This window comes from Nonomuraea sp. NPDC050536, from assembly GCF_044457685.1.
Taxonomy (GTDB): Bacteria; Actinomycetota; Actinomycetes; order Streptosporangiales; family Streptosporangiaceae; genus Nonomuraea.
In genome coordinates this window covers 219047-237640 of sequence record NZ_JBITHD010000005.1, presented here as the reverse complement: position 1 = coordinate 237640, position 18594 = coordinate 219047, and the positions used below count along the sequence as shown (strand labels likewise).

15 protein-coding genes are annotated in these 18594 nt (G+C 70.2%); 5 read left to right on the top strand and 10 right to left on the bottom strand.

All coding sequences use genetic code 11. The features are described 5' to 3' along the window. Positions 1-88: 88 nt before the first annotated feature. On the bottom strand, positions 89-1177 hold the full coding sequence (locus ACIBHX_RS17065; protein WP_397068040.1) for an FAD-dependent oxidoreductase: 1089 nt from the start codon (positions 1175-1177) through the stop codon (positions 89-91). An 82-nt stretch (positions 1178-1259) separates the two neighbouring features. Between ACIBHX_RS17065 and ACIBHX_RS17060 the strand changes: the two genes are divergently transcribed. Then, positions 1260-1847 carry a TetR/AcrR family transcriptional regulator gene (locus tag ACIBHX_RS17060; RefSeq protein ID WP_397068039.1) on the top strand — a complete coding sequence of 196 codons (588 nt, stop codon included), beginning with the start codon at positions 1260-1262 and terminating at the stop codon, positions 1845-1847. Here the strand turns inward: ACIBHX_RS17060 and ACIBHX_RS17055 are convergent. The 6 genes from ACIBHX_RS17055 to ACIBHX_RS17030 all read right to left on the bottom strand — a co-directional run bounded on the left by ACIBHX_RS17055 (position 1825) and on the right by ACIBHX_RS17030 (position 10024). Beyond that, positions 1825-2529 carry a ubiquinone/menaquinone biosynthesis methyltransferase gene (locus ACIBHX_RS17055; RefSeq protein ID WP_397068038.1) on the bottom strand — a complete coding sequence of 235 codons (705 nt, stop codon included), beginning with the start codon at positions 2527-2529 and terminating at the stop codon, positions 1825-1827. The genes ACIBHX_RS17060 and ACIBHX_RS17055 overlap by 23 nt on opposite strands. Positions 2530-2795: 266 nt before the next feature. Further along, the gene (ilvC, locus tag ACIBHX_RS17050) at positions 2796-3788 is read right to left on the bottom strand and encodes a ketol-acid reductoisomerase (RefSeq protein WP_397068037.1); all 993 of its coding nucleotides are present in this window, start codon (positions 3786-3788) and stop codon (positions 2796-2798) included. Between the two features lie 17 nt (positions 3789-3805). Beyond that, entirely contained in the window at positions 3806-4330 is a 525-nt protein-coding gene (gene ilvN / locus ACIBHX_RS17045; RefSeq protein WP_397068036.1) for an acetolactate synthase small subunit, read from the bottom strand. After that, positions 4323-6059 (bottom strand): acetolactate synthase large subunit, encoded by a 1737-nt coding sequence (locus ACIBHX_RS17040; protein WP_397068035.1) that lies wholly within the window; start codon positions 6057-6059, stop codon positions 4323-4325. Before ACIBHX_RS17040 ends, ilvN begins: the two co-directional genes overlap by 8 nt. A 204-nt stretch (positions 6060-6263) precedes the next feature. After that, positions 6264-8888, bottom strand: coding sequence for a putative bifunctional diguanylate cyclase/phosphodiesterase (locus ACIBHX_RS17035; protein WP_397068034.1), 2625 nt, complete (start codon positions 8886-8888; stop codon positions 6264-6266). Between the two features lie 227 nt (positions 8889-9115). Continuing rightward, positions 9116-10024, bottom strand: a complete 909-nt coding sequence (locus ACIBHX_RS17030) for a 2-hydroxyacid dehydrogenase (RefSeq protein ID WP_397068033.1) — start codon at positions 10022-10024, stop codon at positions 9116-9118. A gap of 38 nt (positions 10025-10062) precedes the next feature. Here ACIBHX_RS17030 and ACIBHX_RS17025 point away from each other — a divergent pair, with 38 nt between their 5' ends. Further along, positions 10063-11127, top strand: a complete 1065-nt coding sequence (locus ACIBHX_RS17025; protein ID WP_397068032.1) for a PQQ-dependent sugar dehydrogenase — start codon at positions 10063-10065, stop codon at positions 11125-11127. Here ACIBHX_RS17025 and ACIBHX_RS17020 read toward each other — a convergent pair. The 3 genes from ACIBHX_RS17020 to ACIBHX_RS17010 form a co-directional block, all read right to left on the bottom strand. Continuing rightward, entirely contained in the window at positions 11117-13120 is a 2004-nt protein-coding gene (locus tag ACIBHX_RS17020; RefSeq protein ID WP_397068031.1) for a VanW family protein, read from the bottom strand. The genes ACIBHX_RS17025 and ACIBHX_RS17020 overlap by 11 nt on opposite strands. An 87-nt stretch (positions 13121-13207) precedes the next feature. After that, complete coding sequence (locus ACIBHX_RS17015; protein ID WP_397068030.1) at positions 13208-13864, bottom strand: response regulator; 657 nt, start codon at positions 13862-13864, stop codon at positions 13208-13210. Then, positions 13861-15396: an ATP-binding protein gene (locus ACIBHX_RS17010; protein ID WP_397068029.1), complete on the bottom strand. Its 1536-nt coding sequence runs from the start codon at positions 15394-15396 to the stop codon at positions 13861-13863. The genes ACIBHX_RS17015 and ACIBHX_RS17010 overlap by 4 nt, the downstream gene beginning before the upstream one ends. Positions 15397-15605: 209 nt before the next feature. Here ACIBHX_RS17010 and ACIBHX_RS17005 point away from each other — a divergent pair, with 209 nt between their 5' ends. The 3 genes from ACIBHX_RS17005 to ACIBHX_RS16995 are packed head-to-tail and all read left to right on the top strand — an operon-like array spanning position 15606 to position 18553. After that, positions 15606-16562: a Bug family tripartite tricarboxylate transporter substrate binding protein gene (locus ACIBHX_RS17005; RefSeq protein WP_397068028.1), complete on the top strand. Its 957-nt coding sequence runs from the start codon at positions 15606-15608 to the stop codon at positions 16560-16562. After that, entirely contained in the window at positions 16562-17038 is a 477-nt protein-coding gene (locus tag ACIBHX_RS17000) for a tripartite tricarboxylate transporter TctB family protein (RefSeq protein ID WP_397068027.1), read from the top strand. The genes ACIBHX_RS17005 and ACIBHX_RS17000 overlap by 1 nt, the downstream gene beginning before the upstream one ends. Next, positions 17039-18553, top strand: coding sequence for a tripartite tricarboxylate transporter permease (locus tag ACIBHX_RS16995; protein ID WP_397068026.1), 1515 nt, complete (start codon positions 17039-17041; stop codon positions 18551-18553). Positions 18554-18594: the final 41 nt, after the last annotated feature.

Genomic DNA, 18594 nt, shown 5'->3' with positions numbered 1-18594 from the left:
AGCGCCTTTCGATCAGGGCGCCCCCGCGTGATCACCTATACCCGGTGAGCGCCCAACCACCTGTCCGTACGGAAATGGGTCTCACCTCCTAGGCCGATTCCTGCATTGGCGACCAGTACTGTACCCCGTCCGCGGGCAGCAGGTGATCGAGCCCCTCCTTGCAGGCCTTCGCGGCCTCCACCGAGCGGGGCATCATGACGCTCTCGTAGGCGCGCACCGCCGCCTCGACCGTGGGCTCGGTCACCAGAGCGGTCGCCAGTTCGGCGCCGTCGAGCATGGCCAGGTTCGCGCCCAGGCCGAGCGGCGGCATCAGGTGCGCGGCATCGCCCACCAGCGTGAACCCGGGCACGTCCCGCCAGACGTGCGGCACGGGCAGCGCGTACAACGGCCGGTGGATGAAGGGGCCGTCGTTGTCGCGCAGGAGGTCCCGCAGGTTCTCGCTCCACCCGTCGTACAGGCGCAGCAGGTGCGCGCGCACCCCCTCGGCGTCGTCGAAGTCCAGCCCTGGATTCTCGGGCGCGCGCACAGCGGCGTAGACGCGGATGTGGCCGTTGCTGTTGCGCTGGGCGAACAGGCCCTTGCCCGGCACCTTGGCCACCATGGTTCCGTTGCCGACCAGGTGCGCGATCCGCGGATGCCGCCGGTCGGTGTCGTCGAACCAGGCCTCCACGAACGTCACGCCCGTGTACTCCGGCACGGCCCCCGTCACCGCCGCGCGAACCCGGGACCAGGCCCCGTCGGCCCCCACGACCAGGTCGAAGTCCTGGCTGGTGCCGTCCTCGAAGACCACCCGCCCAGGCGGTGCGACCGCGGCCACCCCACGCCCCCACCGCACCGTCCCCTCGGCCAGCGCCTCCAGGAACAGGCCGCGCAGCTGCCCCCTGTCGATCTCGGGCCGGTCGTCGTCGGGCCAGTCGTGCCCCACCACGGTGCCGTCGGGCGTAAGCGTCCGCCACTCCTGCCCCTCCGGCCGTGACAGCGCGCGAAACCGGTCGAGCAGCCCCGCCGTACGCAGCGCGACCTGCCCCGAGTCGGCGTGAACGTCGAGCGTCCCGCCCTGGGAGCGGGCACCGGGGGACGGCTCACCCTCGAAAACGGTGACCGAGCGGCCACCCATCTGAAGTATCCGGGCGCAGGCCAGGCCACCAAGGCCGGCGCCCACTATGGCGATGTTCATGCCCACAGAAAAGCACAGTCACTAAAAAAAGGGCAATCACTACACTTTTTTAGCGAGTACGGCTTGCGGTATCGTTGGGCACGTGACGGAGACGATCGGGCGCAGGGAGCGCAAGAAGGCCCAGACCCGCCAGGCCCTGGCCGACGCGGCGCTGAGCCTGTTCCTCGAGCGAGGCTTCGACCAGGTAGGCGTCAAGGACGTGGCGGAAGCCGCGGATGTCTCGCTCACCACGCTCTTCAAGCACTTCCCCAGCAAGGAAGCGCTCCTGTTCGACCAGGACGCGGACATCGAGGCCGCCCTGATCGCCGCCGTCCACGACCGTCCCGCGGGCTGGTCGATCCCCCGCGCCCTCGGCGAACACATCCTCCGCTCAACCACAAGCTCCCAGACCCCGGAGATGGCGGCCTTCATGCGCCTCATCCAGGACACCCCCGCCCTGCAGGAGTACGGGCGCAGAATGTGGATGCGCCACGAAACGGCCCTCGCCCACGCCATCGCCCAGGAAACCAGCGCCCCCGCGGACGACGTCACCTGCGCGGCCCTGGCCCGCTTCACCCTGGACTCCCGCGACCTCATCCACCGCTCTCCGGACCCCCGCCAAGCCACCGACCAGATCATCACCCTCCTGGAATCCGGCTGGCCCGGGACTACGACTTCTGGGCCGAGATGATCATGTGAGTGCCGAAGAACTTCTTCTTCCACGCTATGGAGGCGAAGCCGACTCGACGCAGGATCGCGGCGACCTCGGTTGGAGTCATGAATCCGAGCGTGGACTTCTCCAGGTACGCGTATGACTCACGATCGCCTGCGACCAGCTGGCCGAGTAGGGGAATCAAGACTCGAACACCCAGAGTCACCGGGTATCGGAGCGGTCCTCGCGGTGGGCAGGTCTCCAGAATGACGACCCGGCCTCCGGGTTTGAGCACCCGGTACTGCTCTTCGAGCACGCGCTCGGCATCATCAACGTTGCGGAGGAGGTAACCATGCGTGACGGCATCGAAGGACTCGTCACCGAAAGGCAGCTCGTTCGCATCCGCATGCTGCCACGTGATGGCGGAGGCCCCCGGTTTGCCCGCTGCTTCCGTCAGCATCCGCTCCGAGAAATCGACGGCATGGATGGTCGAGTTCGGATACTTCTCCAGTGCGGCAAGAGCGATGACACCGGTTCCGGTGGCGACATCGAGCATGCTTCCGCCTGAAGGGACTTTCGCACTCGCTGCGACGTCACGACACCAGGCGGCATGTCGCCCCAGCGTCATGATGCGATTCATGCGGTCGTAGTAGTCAGTGATCTTGTTGAACGTCCGCTGGACCTCCAGGCCCTTGGACAACACCGGATCATGCTCAGTCACCCTGCCACTCTGCCAGGGGTCACCGCCGCCCTTCCTCCCCCGCACGGGGGATCACGCACCACCCAGAACACCGACGATCCTGTCGTATGGACCGACACCTGGCCGAAGCCAAAGCGCTCCTCACCCCGGGCGGACTCGGGTGGGCGTCAGATGGGTGGAAGGCCAGGTGGGTGCCGGGTGGGTTTCAGAGAACGCGTCTGAGCGAAGTGAAGGCCTCTTTGCGGGAAGGCCCAGCCACCGGGGTGGCTGGGCCTGCCGTACGGGAGTCAGGCCTTCAGCCAGCTCATCATGGGGCGGAGCTTGGCGCCGGTCTTCTCGATCGGGTTCTCGGCGAGCTCCTCGCGGTAGCGGGTGAACTCCTTCTGGCCGCCGTCGAACTCGGCGACGAGCTCGCGGGCGAACGCGCCGTCCTGGATCTCGCCCAGGATGCGGCGCATCTCGGCGCGCGTCTCGTCGGTGACGATGCGCGGGCCGCGGGTGTAGCCGCCGTACTCGGCCGTGTCGGAGACCGACCAGTACATCTTGGAGATGCCGCCCTCGTACATGAGGTCGACGATGAGCTTCATCTCGTGCAGGCACTCGAAGTAGGCGACCTCCGGCTGGTAGCCCGCCTCGATGAGCGTCTCGAAGCCCGCCTTGATGAGCTCGGACACGCCGCCGCACAGCACGGCCTGCTCGCCGAACAGGTCGGTCTCGGTCTCCTCGGTGAACGTGGTGCGCAGCGCGCCCGCGCGGGTGCCGCCGATGCCCTTGGCGTACGAAAGGGCCAGGTCGAGAGCCTTGCCGGAGGCGTCCTTCTCGACGGCGACGAGCACGGGCACGCCGCGGCCTGCCTCGAACTGGCGCCTGACCAGATGCCCCGGACCCTTGGGGGCGACCATGCAGACGTCGACGCCCTCGGGGGCCTCGATGAGGCCGTAGCGGATGTTGAGGCCGTGGCCGAAGAAGAGCGCGTCGCCCTCGACCAGGTTCGGCGCCACGTGCTGGGAGTACAGGTCGCGCTGGATGTGGTCCGGCGCGAGGATCATGGTGAGGTTGGCCTCTTCGACGGCCTCGGACGGGGTCAGCACCCGCAGCCCGTCGTTCTCGGCCTTCTCGCGGCTCTTGGAGCCCTCGGGCAGTCCGACCCGGACGTCGACGCCGGAGTCACGCAGGGAGAGCGCGTGGGCGTGGCCCTGGCTGCCGTACCCCAGCACGGCCACGTGACGCCCCTGGATGATCGACAGGTCGGCCTGGTCGTCGTAGTAGATCTCGGTCATGTGAACGAAGAAACCTTTCAGGCGGTACGGTCCAGTGCCCTGAGGGACCGGTCGGTGATGGAACGGGCGCCGCGGCCGATGGCCACCATGCCCGATTGGACGAGCTCCTTGATCCCGAAGGGCTCGAGGACCTTGACGAACGCCTCGAGCTTGTCGGGAGTGCCGGTGACCTCGATGGTCACGGCGTCGGACGCCACGTCGACGCAGCGGGCGCGGAAGAGCTGGACGAGCTCGAGCACGTGCGAGCGGCTGTCGGCGTCGGCCCTGACCTTGATCAGCATCAGCTCGCGCTGCACCGACTGGGATGTGTCGAGCTCGACGATCTTGAGCACGTTCACCAGCTTGTTGAGCTGCTTGGTGACCTGCTCCAGCGGCAGTTCCTCGACGCTGACCACGATGGTCATGCGGGAGATGTCGTCGTGCTCAGTGGGCCCGACGGCGAGCGAGTCGATGTTGAAGCCGCGCCGGCTGAACAGCGCGGAGACCCTGGCCAGGACACCGGGCTTGTTCTCCACGAGCACCGACAGCGTGTGCCTACTCATCTTCACTCCACTTCGGCGCCATGTGCCGGGCGATCTTGATGTCGTCGTTGCTGGTGCCCGCGGCGACCATGGGCCAGACCATAGCGTCCTGGTGGACCACGAAGTCGACCACGACGGGCACGTCGTTGATCTCCATGGCCTTCTTGATGGTCGCGTCGACGTCCTCGGGGCGCTCGCACCGCAGGCCAACACAACCATAGGCGTCGGCGAGCTTGACGAAGTCAGGGATGCGGCGTGTCGTCTGGAGATTGGTGTTGGAGTAGCGCTGGTCGTAGAAGAGCGTCTGCCACTGGCGGACCATGCCGAGATTGCCGTTGTTGATGACGGCGATCTTGATCGGGACGCCCTCGAGCGCGCAGGTGGCCAGTTCCTGGTTGGTCATCTGGAAGCAGCCGTCGCCGTCGATGGCCCACACCGTCGACTCGGGCCTGCCCATCTTGGCGCCCATGGCCGCCGGGACCGCGAAGCCCATCGTGCCCAGGCCGCCGGAGTTGATGAACGTGCCCGGGTTCTCGTAGTCGATGAACTGCGAGGCCCACATCTGGTGCTGGCCGACCCCTGCCACGTAGTACGTGTCGGGTCCGGCGATGGCGCTCAGCCGCTCCATGACGTACTGCGGGGCCAGCGATCCGTCCTCGAACTCGTCATAGCCGAGGGGGTAGGTCTGCTTGATGGCGTTGAGCATCGACCACCAGGCGGAGTAGTCGCCCTTCTGCCCTGACGCCTCGATGGCGGCGATCAGGTCGCCGATGACCTCCTTGCAGTCGCCCACGATCGGCACGTCCGCGTGGCGGTTCTTGGAGATCTCGGCCGGGTCGATGTCGGCGTGGACGACCTTGGCGCCCGGCGCGAACGAGGACAGCTCGCCCGTCACCCGGTCGTCGAAGCGGACACCCAGGCCGATGAGCAGGTCGGACTTCTGCAGCGCGCCCACGGCGGACACACTGCCGTGCATGCCCGGCATGCCCATGTGCTGCGGATGGCTGTCGGGGAACGTGCCGCGGGCCATCAGCGTCGTGACGACGGGGATGCTCGTCAGCTCGGCCAGGCGGAACAGCTCGGCGGACGCGCGCGCCTTGTGCACGCCGCCGCCGACGTAGAGCACGGGCCGCTTGGCCTCCGCGATCAGCTTGGCGGCCTCGCGGATCTGCTTGGAGTGCGGCCGGGTGACCGGACGGTAGCCAGGCAACTGCATGGTCGGCGGCCAGTGGAAGTCAGTGTCCGCCTGCAGCGCGTCCTTGGAGATGTCAACGAGCACGGGCCCGGGCCGGCCGGTGGAGGCGATGTGGAACGCCTCCATGATCGTACGCGGGATGTCGGCGGCGTCGGTCACCAGGAAGTTGTGCTTGGTGATCGGCATGGTGATGCCGGAGATGTCCGCTTCCTGGAACGCGTCGGTCCCGATCGCGGCGCTCGCAACCTGCCCGGTGATGGCCACGATCGGCACCGAGTCCATGTAGGCGTCGGCAATGGGGGTCACCAGGTTCGTCGCGCCGGGGCCGCTGGTGGCCATGCACACCCCGACTCGCCCGGTGGCCTGCGCGTACCCCTCGGCCGCGTGACCGGCGCCCTGCTCGTGTCGTACGAGCACGTGCCGGACCTTGGTCGAGTCGTAGAGGGGATCGTAGGCGGGGAGGATGGCGCCGCCAGGGATCCCGAACACGGTGTCGACGTCCATGTGCTCCAAGGCCCTCACCAGGGCCTGTGCACCAGTCATCCGTTCGGTCATTCGGCTCGTTCCTTGCGTGGCTACACGTTCAGGACATAAAAAATGCCCCTCACCACCGGGAAAGGTGGGCTGGGGCGGCGCGCAGGTCGACGTGCTTCGCTATCGGCCTGCGCGCCGGCGAAGTACTACGAGAATCTCACTGCGAAGCATGACCACACCTTAGCCTCCCGGCGGGCCCCGGTGTCAACTTCGTGGACATGAGTCTCAGACTGTGAGACTCGTCCGCATCAGCGAGTCCACCCCGCGGGCCGCCATCGGCCGTGCGACGAGGAAGCCCTGGCCGCGCGTGCAGCCCATCTCACGCAGCTTCTCCAACTGCTCGGGACGCTCGATGCCCTCGGCCACCACGATGAGCCCGAGGTCGTGGCCGAGCCGCACGATCGTCCTGGTCAACAGCGTCAGCGTCTCGTCGCGCCCGAGCCCGGACACGAAGGACGGGTCGATCTTGATCATGTCGACGGGCAGCTGTCTCAAAAAGGCCAGCGAGGCGTAGCCCGTGCCGAAGTCGTCGATGGCCAGCCGCACACCCAGGGACCGCAGCTCGGACAGCCGGCGGATCGTCTCCTCGGCGTCCTCGACCAGCATCTCCTCGATGACCTCGAGCGTCAGCGCCGAGGCGGGCAGCCCGCTTTCGGCCAGCGCCTCCTCCACGGTCTCCACGAAGCGCGGCGCGGTGATCTGGCGCGCCGACAGGTTCAGCGACAGGCCGATGTCCCACGACGAGGCGCGCCAGGCGGCCACCTCACGGCAGGCCTCGCGCAGGATCCACTCGCCGAGCGGCACGATCAGCCCGGTGTCCTCGGCGGGCCCGAGGAACTGGTCCGGCGGCACGAACACCGACCCGCGCCACCAGCGCACCAGCGCCTCGACCGCGGTCACGCGCGAGGTCGCCAGGTCGACGACGGGCTGGTACTCGATGGCGAACTGGTTCTCGATCAGCGCGCGCTGCAGGTCGGCGGCCAGCTCCAGGCGGCGCACCACGTCGGCGTGCATCTGCGCGGCGAACACCTCGACCCGCCGCCCGCCCAGCTCCTTGGCCCTGGCCATGGCGACGTCGGCGTTGCGGATCAGGTCGCCGGAGGGCATGTCGTCCTCGGCGAAGGCCACGCCGACGCTCGCGGTCAGCGCCACGTCGCGGTCGGCCACCCGGAACGGCTCCTGCGAGACGGCCCTGACCAGCCGCTCGGCCAGGTCGACCGCCAGCTGCGCCTCTCCCCCGGTCTCCACCAGCACCGCGAACTCGTCGCCGCCCCAGCGGGCCAGCGTGTCGTCGGGGTGTACGGCGCCGCGAAGGCGCCTGGCCGCCTGGCCGAGCAGCGTGTCGCCGCTGGCGTGGCCGACGGAGTCGTTGACCGAGGTGAACCCGTCCAGGTCGAGGAAGATGACCGCCGACTGCCCCGAGGTCCTGCCGGACAGCACCTCCCGGGTGCGCTCCTCGAAGTAGGCCCGGTTGGGCAGCCCGGTGATGCCGTCGTGGAAGGTCAGGTGGGCCACCTGGTTGCGCAGCGCCTCCTGGTCGCTGACGTCGCGCGTGGTGACCAGGAGCATGTCCTCGCCGCCGACGTGGCGGGTGGCCACGGACTCGGTGGGCCGCCAGGTGCCGTCGGCCGCGCGTACCCGGCAGGCGATCAGGCAGGCGCCGGGCGCGGCGTTCTCCTCGTCCAGGCCCATCTGCCGCAGGGCCGCCTGGATCCCCGGCACGTCCTCGGGGTGGATGTAGTCGAAGATGGAGCCGCCCACGAGGTCGTCGGGGCGGTAGCCGTACGTGACCTCGACGCCGGGGCCGATCTCGCGGACGACGCCGTCGTAGTCGCACAGCAGCACCACGTCGCCCGTGCTCTCGGCCAGCTCCCTGAGCTGCCTGTCGCCGAGCGAGACCAGCCTGCGCAGCCGGATGTTGGCCCCTGACAGCACGAGCATGCGCACCAGCAGCACCAGCACCACCGAGGCGGCCAGCGCGACGACGCCGGTGACGGCCTTCTCCCTGCCGCCGGCCACCGAGACCAGCAGCGTGCAGGTGGCGAGCGCGACCAGGGCCAGCGGCAGCATCGCGGTGAAGTTGCCGACCGCCGAGCCCGCGGGCGGGCGGGCGTCCTCGGACTCCAGGTCGGTCTGGGCGACCGCGGCCAGCAGCAGGAACGCCAGCGGCGCGAGCACCACGCTCCACATCGGCGGCGGCCCGCCGCCCAGCCGGGCGACGGCGGAGGCCATGGCCGACACGGTGGAGGTCGCCAGCACGCCGATCCCCGCCAGCCCCAGCGACCAGGCGCTCGACCTGCTGCGCAGGACGGAGGGGATGACCGCGAACATGACGAGCAGCGAGACCATCGGCGGCAGCAGCGCGAAGGTGAACGCCGCGGGGTCGGCCGCGTCGAAGTAGACCTGACGCAGCGCCACGACCCAGCCGATGAGGAAGAGCGAGGCCGCGCTGAGATAGGAGTCGGTCAGGTGGCGAGCCACGATCCTGCCGGGCACGCGGCGGCCCGCGGCGATCAGCGTCCCGCTGGCCAGCAGGACGGTGCCGACCAGCACCAGCAGGTCGGCGAAGCTGACCACGATGCTGGTGCTCTCCGCGATCGGCCGCACGCCGACCCCTGCGGCCCACACCAGCGCGCCGCCGCTCATCCAGCGCGCGCCCATCGCCGCCGACCCGCCGAGCCTCGCCGAGGCGAGCAGCAGCGACCCCGCCGCCAGCAGCGCCGCGAGCACACCCGCGATCGCGCCGGTACGCAGGGCAGGGCCGCCGGCCAGCAGCGCGGCGGCGACGCCCACGGCACCGGCGGCCGCCGCGGCGGTCAGCGGTGCTCGCGGATCACGCCAGCGGATCAATGTCGTTGCCCATCCCGTCTAGAACTCGGCTCTGTGCCCCGAGGGGCTCATCGCCAGTGTGTGCGGTTCCGGGTGCGCGGGGGGTGACAACGGCGATGTCGTCACCGATCTGATAACCACACAGACCAATTCCCTTCGAGGATCTCCTTGACAGCTAGTCAGGAACCCCTGGTAGACGACTACCGTACGCACCGAAGGTCACGGGCCAGCCACGTTCCGGATTCCTCTCAGTACGCGTCGGTGATCACATTGTTCAACCGCTCGCCTGCGAGGTAGCGCAGCACTTGGGAGCGGATCAACCGCAGCGTCCTGCGCTGCGAGGCGGGCGTGCTGCCCGCGATGTGCGGGGTGAGGAACAGCCCCGGCGCGCTCCACAGAGGGTGACCGTCCGGCAGCGGTTCGGGGTCGGTCACGTCCAGGGCCGCCCGCAGGCGGCCGGTCGTCAGCTCGGCCAGCAGCGCGCCGGTGTCGACGACCGAGCCCCTGGCGGCGTTGACCAGCAGCGCGCCGTCCTTCATCCGGGCCAGGAAGGCCTCGTCCACCATCCCGGCGGTGTCGGCAGTGGCGGGCACGAGCAGCACCACCACGTCGGCCTCGGGCAGCAGGGCGGGCAGCTCGGCCATGCCGTGGACGCCGTCGCGGGCGGTCCTGGCCACCCGCACGACCTCCACCTCGAAGCCGGACAGCCGCCGCTCCAGCGCCGCGCCGATCGAGCCGTACCCGACGATCAGCACGCGCGAGTCGGCCAGCGCGCCGGTGTGGTGGTAGGTCCACTCGCCCCTGCTCTGCGCACCGGCGAAGCCGGGGAACTCGCGCTGTACGGCGATCATCACGCCGACCGCCCACTCGGCGGTGCCCGCGTCGTGCACGCCGCGGGCGTTGCACAGCACCACGCCGGGCGGCAGGTGCGGCCGGTAGGCCTCCACCCCGGCCGAGACCGTCTGGAGCAGGCGCAGCGAGGTCATCCTGGCCAGCGTGCCCGCCAGATCGGGCACGTAGATCAGCGGCGGGACCCACACCTCGACCTCGTCGATGCCGTCGGGCAGCGGGCCGCTGCCGTCGTAGACCGACGTCTCCAGGCGGGGCAGATCCTCCAGAACCCCGGCACTCTCCTCGGATGGGACCCAGATCTTCATGCCGAGAACTTTAAGGCTCTTGAGTAAGTATGGAGGACATGAGGAACCTCTGGATGATCACGCTCCTGGCCCTGGTGACCGGCTGCGCCGATGTGGCGAGCGTGGCGCCTGAGGCGGGCGGGGTGACTCCCACGGCGGCCGTTTCCGCCGCCTCCGCGCCCGGCGAGCCCCGGGTCGTCGCCTCCGGCCTCGCCGTCCCGTGGGGGATCGCCTTCCTTCCCGGCGGCGACGCACTGGTGACCGAACGCGACTCGGCCCGGCTGCTGCGGATCACCAGGGCGGGCAAGGTCAGCGAGGTCGGCCAGGTGGACGGCGTCGAGCCCGGCGGTGAGGGAGGCCTGCTGGGCGTGGCGGCCAAGGACGATTTCGTCTTCCTCTACTTCACCGCCGCCGACGACAACCGGATCGTCCGATATCGCCTGGTCTCGGGCCGCCTGGCGGAGCCGAAGGTGCTGGTCCACGGCATCCCCAAGGGCCCGATCCACAACGGCGGCAGGCTCGCCTTCGGCCCCGACGGCTACCTGTACGCGGGCACGGGCGAGACCGGCCATGACGAGCTGGCCCAGCGGCGGGACTCGCTCGGGGGCAAGATCCTGCGGATGACCGTCGACGGCACCCCGGCCCCCGGCAACCCGTTCGGCACGCTGGTCTACTCCTACGGCCACCGCAACGTCCAGGGCCTGGCCTGGGACCCGTCGGGCCGGATGTACGCCTCGGAGTTCGGCCAGAACACCTGGGACGAGATCAACGTCATCAAGCCGGGCGGCAACTACGGCTGGCCGGAGGTCGAGGGCAAGGGCGACGACCCCCGTTACGTGAACCCCATCGTCACCTGGCCCACCGACGAGGCCTCCCCCTCGGGCCTTGCCTACGCCGACGGCTCGCTGTGGGTGGGCGCGCTGCGCGGCGAGCGCCTCTGGCAGGTCCCCCTCGGCAAGGACGGCTCGCCGGGCAAGCCGGTCGCCCACTTCAGGGGCGAGTACGGCAGGCTGCGCGCGGTCGTGGCGGCCCCCGGCGGCGAGCTCTGGGTGTCGACCAGCAACCAGGACGGCCGGGGTGACCCGCGTCCAGGCGACGACAAGATCCTGGCCGTCACCCCGTAGCGCAGACCACCTGCGCCTGCGGCCGGTACTTGGTGGTCAGCTTCTTGTCCCGCTTGACCTCCTTGTCGTCCTGGTAGAAGACGCGGGTGACGTCGATGGTGAAGCCCTGCTGCCCGGCCGTGGCAAGGCAGTTCGGCCCGCTGACCGTCTCGCGGCGGAACGGGGTGGTGTTGCGCTTGTCCGACTCGTCGGCCTCGATCTTGTCGTAGCGCTTGGTCCCCCACAGCGTGACCGTGACGGAGGTGGGCGTGCTGGCGGCCTTGATCAGCACACCGTCCGGCGAGTCGTTGCGCCACTTCAGATCCAGGTCAGGGTAGAGCAGCGCCGCGTCGCGCCCGGCCGGGTAGCGGGTGGCGAAGTAGTCCATCGGCGTGTGGTCGACCTCTTCGTAACCGCCGAAGAACACCGCGTTGTAGAGCGTGGTGGCGAACTGCGACGTGCCGCCGCCGACGATGTTGACCATCCGCCCGCCGACGATCTGACCGGCATCCACGTAGCCGCCCTCGTGGGTGCGCTCGCCGGCGACCTGGTTGAGCGAGAACGTCTCGCCCGGCTTGACCACGTAGCCGTCCAGCTGCTCGGCCATCCGCCTGATGTTCGTCACGCGCGGCTGGCAGCAGTCGAACGTGGTGGTGAACTCGGCCACCTGCTCCTTGATCCCCAGCCCGCTCACCTGCGTGGTGGTCACCTTGGGCCTGACGGTCGCGAGCTCCACGGCGATCGTACGGCTGCCGCCGGACTTGACCAGCTTGACCACCGCGGCGGCCAGCTTGTCGTCGTCGATGCCGCGCCCGGCGCGGGCGGGCACCAGGACGGGCTTGCCGTTCACGATCTGGTACGTCGCGTCGCGCGGCGCCTGTGCGGCGTCGACGAGGCTGCTCTCGACCGTGTCGCACGCCTTCGAGGCGTCGAACTTCGGCTCGAGCCCGCCCTTGCCATCGGGGACGAACGACAGGTTGGCGGCGATCACGGCAGGGGTGAGCTGTGCCTGTTTGCCGCCGAGGGTCAGCGTGATGGGCGCCGAGATCGCCTTCGTGGCGTCGGCGGCGGCCTGCTTGACGGCCTCGAGCGTGGTGTCCGGCTTGGCGGGCCTGAGGGTGAGCGCGACAGAGCCTCTGCCCTGCAGGAACGCGTCGCTGATCTGCTTGACGGCGTCGCCGCGGTCGAGCAGGACCCCGTCGCGCGGGGTGACGATCTGCCGCCGCAGGCCGGCGAAGGACACCTTGCCCTCGCGCGGCGCCTTGTCGACGCTCTCTGCCAGGCCCTCAACGGTCCTGGTGAGCTGGGCGGGGTCGATGGTGATCTTGGGATCCAGGTTGGTGGCGGCGGTGAGTCCCCGCCACACCTCGGTCGGGCTGGGGAAACCGCTGGAGGCCTGCCCGATGGTGCCCACCACGTCGAGCTCCAGGCCCGCCTCGTCGGCCTGGATGGTCTCCTTCTGGCTGCCGATGTCGACCACGACCGGCTTGGCCAGCTTGGCGGACAGCTCCGTGCGCAGCTTGTCGGCGGCCTGGGTGACGGTGAGCCCGCCGATGTCGATCCCGCCGACCTTGGTGCCGCGCAGCACCGATCCCGACATGATCACGGCGGGCGCGAGGTAGGACAGCGCGATCAGGACCACGACGACGACCACGATGCCGGGCAGGATGCGGCGGCGGGGCGGCTCCGGCTCGATGAAGGCCGGCAGCCGCTCGGGCGGCGGGGCGATGCCGCCGAACACGGGCGGCGCGGGAGGCTCGTGCGACTGGTCGTCGTTCATCGGCCACGGCTGCGGTGGCGGGGCGACCGGGGGCAACGCGCCGCCGCCCCTGGCCTGCGGGCCGCTCGACGGCTGGGGCCCCTGGGCCTCCTGGTGCTGGTCCTGTGGTCCGAAGATCTCGCGGGAGACACCCGGAGGTAATCCCTCGACCCGCGGCTTGCGCGCGCCGGGCGTCGGCAGAGGCACCGAGGCGAAGGGGTCGGTCGGTGATTCGATCGGTCCGGCGTTAGGCACGCCTCAATCTCCTCCCGCTCCGCCGCCATTCCTCAGGCAACAGTAAGGCACGCACATCCGTATATGTCACTGGAAATGGCAACTGTGTCATCCGATCCAACGGTAGCGGTGCTCGGGCCGCCCGGCTGTGCCGTACCTGGGATGGAGCTCCGCCCTTCGCACGACGCACAGGTACTCGAGGTAGCGGCGGGCGCTGACCCGGGACAAGCCCGCGCGGGCGGCGGCCTCGGCTGCCGACAGGTCGCCGCCAGCCTGGCGCAACGTCTGCTCGACCAGCGCGCAGGTCGCCGCCGACAGGCCCTTGGGCAGCGGGTCGGTGCCGGTGGGCGTGCCGAACAGGCGGTCCACGTCGTCCTGGCGGGCCTCGGGGCCGATCGCGGTCAGGCGCCTGCGGGTGCCGGCGTACTGCTGGAGCCGCTCGGCCAGCGCGTCCGCCGAGAACGGCTTGATCAGGTAGTTCACGGCGCCGCCGCGCATGGCCTCCCTGACAGTGGGCACGTCGCGGGCGGCGCTGATCATGAGGACGTCCACGTCGTGCAGCTGTTTGAGCACCTCCAGGCCGGAGAGGTCGGGCAGGTAGATGTCCAGCAGCACCAGATCCGGCCGGTGCTCGGCCACCGCCTGCAGCGCCTCGGCTCCCGTGTGCACGGCGGCCACCACCTCGAACCCGGGCATCCGGGAGACGTATCCGGCGTGGATCCTGGCGACCATGAAGTCGTCGTCCACCACCAGGACCCTGATCATGGCAGGAGTGCCGTGAACACCGCGCCTCCCGAGTTGCGGACGCGGACCCAGCCTCCGCGGCGCAGGCAGGCCTGACGGGTGAGCGCCAGCCCCAGCCCGCGCGGGCCCGAGTGCGCCGCCTTGGTGGTGAAGCCCTCCCTGAAGACCTCTTCGACCAGGCCGGGCGCGATGCCGGGCCCGGAGTCGCCGACCCGCACGTGCAGCCCGTCGGCGTCCGCGCGGACCGAGACCTCGATCGTGCCGGGAGCGCCGTCGAGGGCGTCGATGGCGTTGGCCACCAGGTTGCCGACCACGAGCACCGCGTCCTGCGGGTCGCGCAGCGTGCCCTCCCGCACCGAGGAGTCGGCCGCCAGCTCCAGCGTGGCGCCGCGCTCCGCCGCCTCCGCCGACTTGGCCAGCAGCAGCGCCGCCAGGGTCGGCTCCTGGACGCGCTCGCGGAGGCCGGCCGCGTAGGTGCTGCGCGTGGAGCGGGTGATGAACGCGATCGCCGCATCGTGCTCGCCCAGCTCCAGCAGGCCGACCACGGTGTGCATGCGGTTGGCGAACTCGTGGGCCTGCGCCCGCAGCGCCTCGGTGGCCGAGCTGGTGTCGTCCAGCTCGCGCGCCAGCCGTACCAGCTCCGTCCTGTCGCGCAGCGTGACCACCCAGCCGCGCTGCTGGCCGCGGACGGACACAGGCGTGCGGTTGAGCACGAGCACCCGATCGCCGTGCAGCACGATCTTGTCCTCGCCCGGGTCGGCGCCGCCGAGCACGTCGCGCAGGCGGTCGGAGACGGGCATCCCGGCCAGGTCGGGGCCGACGTCGCCGAGCAGCTCGCGGGCGGCGTCGTTGACCAGCGTCACCCTGCCGGTCAGGTCGAAGGCGAGCACGCCCTCCTTGACACCGTGTAGCACGCCCTCGCGCTGCTCGAGCAGCGCGGCGATCTCGCCGGGCTCCAGGCCGAAGGTCTGCCTGCGTATCCGCGCGGTGATCAGCGCGGCGGCCGCGAGCCCCGCCAGCAGTACGGCCAGCGCCGTCCACAGCAGCGGCGGCAGCGCCGTCCAGAGCTGGCCCATGACCGTGGTCTGGAGCACGCCCACCGAGGCCAGGCCGATGACGTTGCCGTACTCGTCGAAGATCGGCGCCTTGCCGCGCACGGTGGTGCCGATCGTGCCGGTCTCGGTGCCGACCCAGCTCCTGCCGGTTCTGAGCACGGTCGCGCCGTCGGTGGACAGCTTCTTGCCGATGAGCGCGGCGTTGGGGTGGGCGTAGCGGGTCTGCTCGTTGTTGGCGATGACCACGTAGTCGGCGCCGGTGGCCTGCTGCACGCCCAGGGCGAGCGGCTGCAGCACCGTCTCCGGGTTGCGCCGGTTGAAGGCCTCCCTGACCTGCGGGAGCCCGGCGACGGATTGGGCGATCGCCAGCGCGCGCTGCTGGTGCAGCGCGTCGAGCTGGTTGCGCGTGTGCACCGCCCAGACGGTCGCGGTCCCTCCTACGGCGAGCAGCACGATCACCATCTGCAGCACGAACAGCTGGGTCCCGAGTCTCACCATGCCGATGGAAACACCCCCAGGTCACGGACGGGTCGCGACAGTGACCGAGCGCAGCGAGGGCACCATCAAACACAGCGACCTCGGGCGTTTTGGTCTGCGCGAAGCAGTCGCGGAGACCAAAACGACCAATACGAGAGGTAGTTGCGATTTATGGCTTTCTCTGGGGATGCGGCTCACGATCCGGTGTCACCCCCTGTGAGGAGACACCCATGCGTCTACGCATACTCGCGGCCGTCCTGCTGGCCGCACTGACCGCCTGCGGCACCGGCTCTGGCGGCGGCACCGGCTCGCTGCGCATCATGGCCCCCGCCGCCCCGGGCGGAGGCTGGGACCAGACGTCCCGCACGGCCGAGCAGGCGCTGAAGTCCGCCGATCCCCAGCGCAAGGTCGAGGTGTTCAACGTGCCGGGCGCGGGTGGCACGATCGGCCTGGCCCAGCTGGCGGGCGAGAAGGGCAACGGCAACCTGCTGATGACCATGGGCCTGGTCATGGTGGGCGCGATCGAGCAGAACAAGTCCAAGGTGACGCTGAGCGAGACCACGCCCATCGCCAAGCTGACCGAGGAGTACGAGATCGTCGTCGTGCCCGCCTCCTCCCCGCTGAAGTCGCTGGCCGACCTGGTCAAGGCGTGGAAGGCCGACCCGGCAAAGGTGTCGATCGCGGGCGGCTCGGCGGGCGGCACCGACCACATCCTGGCCGGGCTGATGGCCAAGGCCGCAGGCGTCGACCCCAAGCAGATCAACTACGTGGCCAACTCGGGCGGTGGCGAGGCGCTCAACCTCCTGCTCGGCGAGAAGGCCACGATCGGTGTCTCGGGTCTGGGCGAGTTCGCCGAGCACGTCAGGTCCGGCAAGCTGCGCGCCCTGGCCATCTCGGCCCCGCAGCGGGTCAGCGAGCTGGACGCGCCCACGATCAAGGAGGGCGGTCTGGACGTCGAGCTGGCCAACTGGCGTGGCTTCGTGGCCCCCGCCGGCATCAAGGACGAGGACAAGAAGGCGCTGACCGACCTGGTCACCAAGATGCACGACTCGCAGTCGTGGAAGGACGCCGTGGCCAAGAACGGCTGGATCGACTCCTTCCAGACCGGGCAGCAGTTCGCCGACTTCCTCGGCGCCGAGCAGACCCGGGTCAAGGGCATCATCGCCGAGATGGGGCTCGTGTCCTGATGCTCACGCGGTTGTGGCGGACCGAGCTCGGGCTGGCCCTGGTCGTGCTCGGGCTCGGGGTGTTCGTCGTGGTCGGGACGCTGGACGTCTCGGCCGCGGCCTCCACCCTGGGCATCGGGCCGCGCTTCTTCCCCATGCTCGTCGGCGGCTCGATGATCGTCGTGGGCGCCTGCTACGTGGCCGACGTGCTCCGCGGCGGGCACGGCGATCCCGAGGAGGGCGAGGACGTGGACGCCGACGCGCCCGCCGACTGGCGTGCCGTGCTGCTGATGGGCGGGATCTTCCTGGCGTTCACCGCGGTGCTGGAGTACCTCGGCTGGGTGATCTCCTCCAGCCTGCTGTTCTGGGGCGTGGCCGTGGTGCTCGGGGCCGATCACAAGGTCAGGGCCGGGATCGTGGCGGTGGCGGTCGGCGTGGCGACGTACCTGCTGTTCGTCGAGGTGCTCGGCGTCTCGCTGCCCTCGGGGGTGTTCTAGGTGGAGTCGCTCCAGCTCCTGCTCGACGGGTTCGGCGCCGCGCTCACCCCGGTGAACCTGATGTACGCCCTGATCGGCGTCACGCTGGGCACGCTGGTGGGCGTGCTGCCCGGCATCGGGCCCGCGATGACCGTGGCGCTACTGCTGCCGATCACCTTCACCGTGCCGCCGACCAGCGCGTTCATCATGTTCGCCGGGATCTACTACGGCGGCATGTACGGCGGCTCGACCACGTCCATCCTGCTCAACACGCCCGGCGAGTCGTCGTCGATGATCACGGCGCTGGAGGGCAACAAGATGGCCAGGCGAGGCAGGGCCGCGCAGGCCCTGGCCACGGCGGCGATCGGGTCGTTCGTCGCGGGCACGATCGCGACCGCGCTGCTGGTCGTGGCCGCGCCCGCGGTGGTCAGCTTCGCGATCGCCTTCGGACCCGAGGACTACTTCGCGCTGGCGATCCTGGCCTTCACCGCCGTCTCGTCGGTGCTGTCGCGCTCGGTCGTGCGCGGGCTGGCCTCGCTCGGGCTCGGCCTGGTGATCGGGCTGATCGGCATCGACCAGCAGACCGGGCAGGCCCGGCTCACGCTCGGCATCCCGCAACTGCTGGACGGCATCGAGGTGGTGGTCGTCGCGGTCGGCCTGTTCGCGCTGGGCGAGGCGCTGTACGTGGCCTCCCGGCTGCGCCATTCGCCGCCCGAGGTGATGCCGGTCGGGCGGGCCTGGATGGGCCGCAGCGACTGGCGCCGCTCCTGGGGGCCGTGGCTGCGCGGCACCGCGCTGGGCTTCCCGTTCGGCGCGCTGCCCGGCGGCGGCGCGGAGATCCCCACGTTCCTGTCGTACGCGGCCGAGAAGCGGCTGTCGGGCGGCGACGAGTTCGGCAAGGGCGCCATCGAGGGCGTCGCCGGGCCCGAGGCCGCCAACAACGCCTCCGCCGCGGGGACTCTCGTGCCGCTGCTCACGCTGGGCCTGCCCACGTCGGCGACGGCCGCGATCCTGCTCGCCGCCTTCCAGCAGTACGGCCTACAGCCCGGCCCCCAGCTCTTCGACCACAACCCGGCGCTGGTGTGGGGCATGATCGCCTCGCTGTTCATCGGAAACACGATGCTGCTGGTGCTGAACCTGCCGCTGGCGCCGCTGTGGGCGCGTGTCCTGCGGATCCCGCGGCCGTACCTGTACGCAGGGATCGTGGTCTTCGCCGCCCTCGGGGTCTACGCGCTGAACGGGTCCCTGGTGGACCTGTGGGTGCTGTTCCTGCTCGGGCTGCTGGGCTTCGCGATGCGCCGCTTCGGCCTTCCCGTGGCTCCGGCGGTCATCGGTCTCATCCTGGGGCCGATGGCGGAGGTCCAGCTGCGGCGGGCGCTGGCCATCGGGGCGGGCGACGTGAGCGTGCTGGTGAAGAGCCCGATCGCGGTGATCCTGCTGGCGCTGGCGGTCCTCGCCCTGCTGGCCCCGCTCGTCAGGAGGCTCTGGGCACGCCGTAGCGGCGAACCGGTCACAGCCTCGTCTCAACAGGACTGACCTGGGCCGCTTCCGGGCATTCCCTAGCTGGTTCTTGGGGC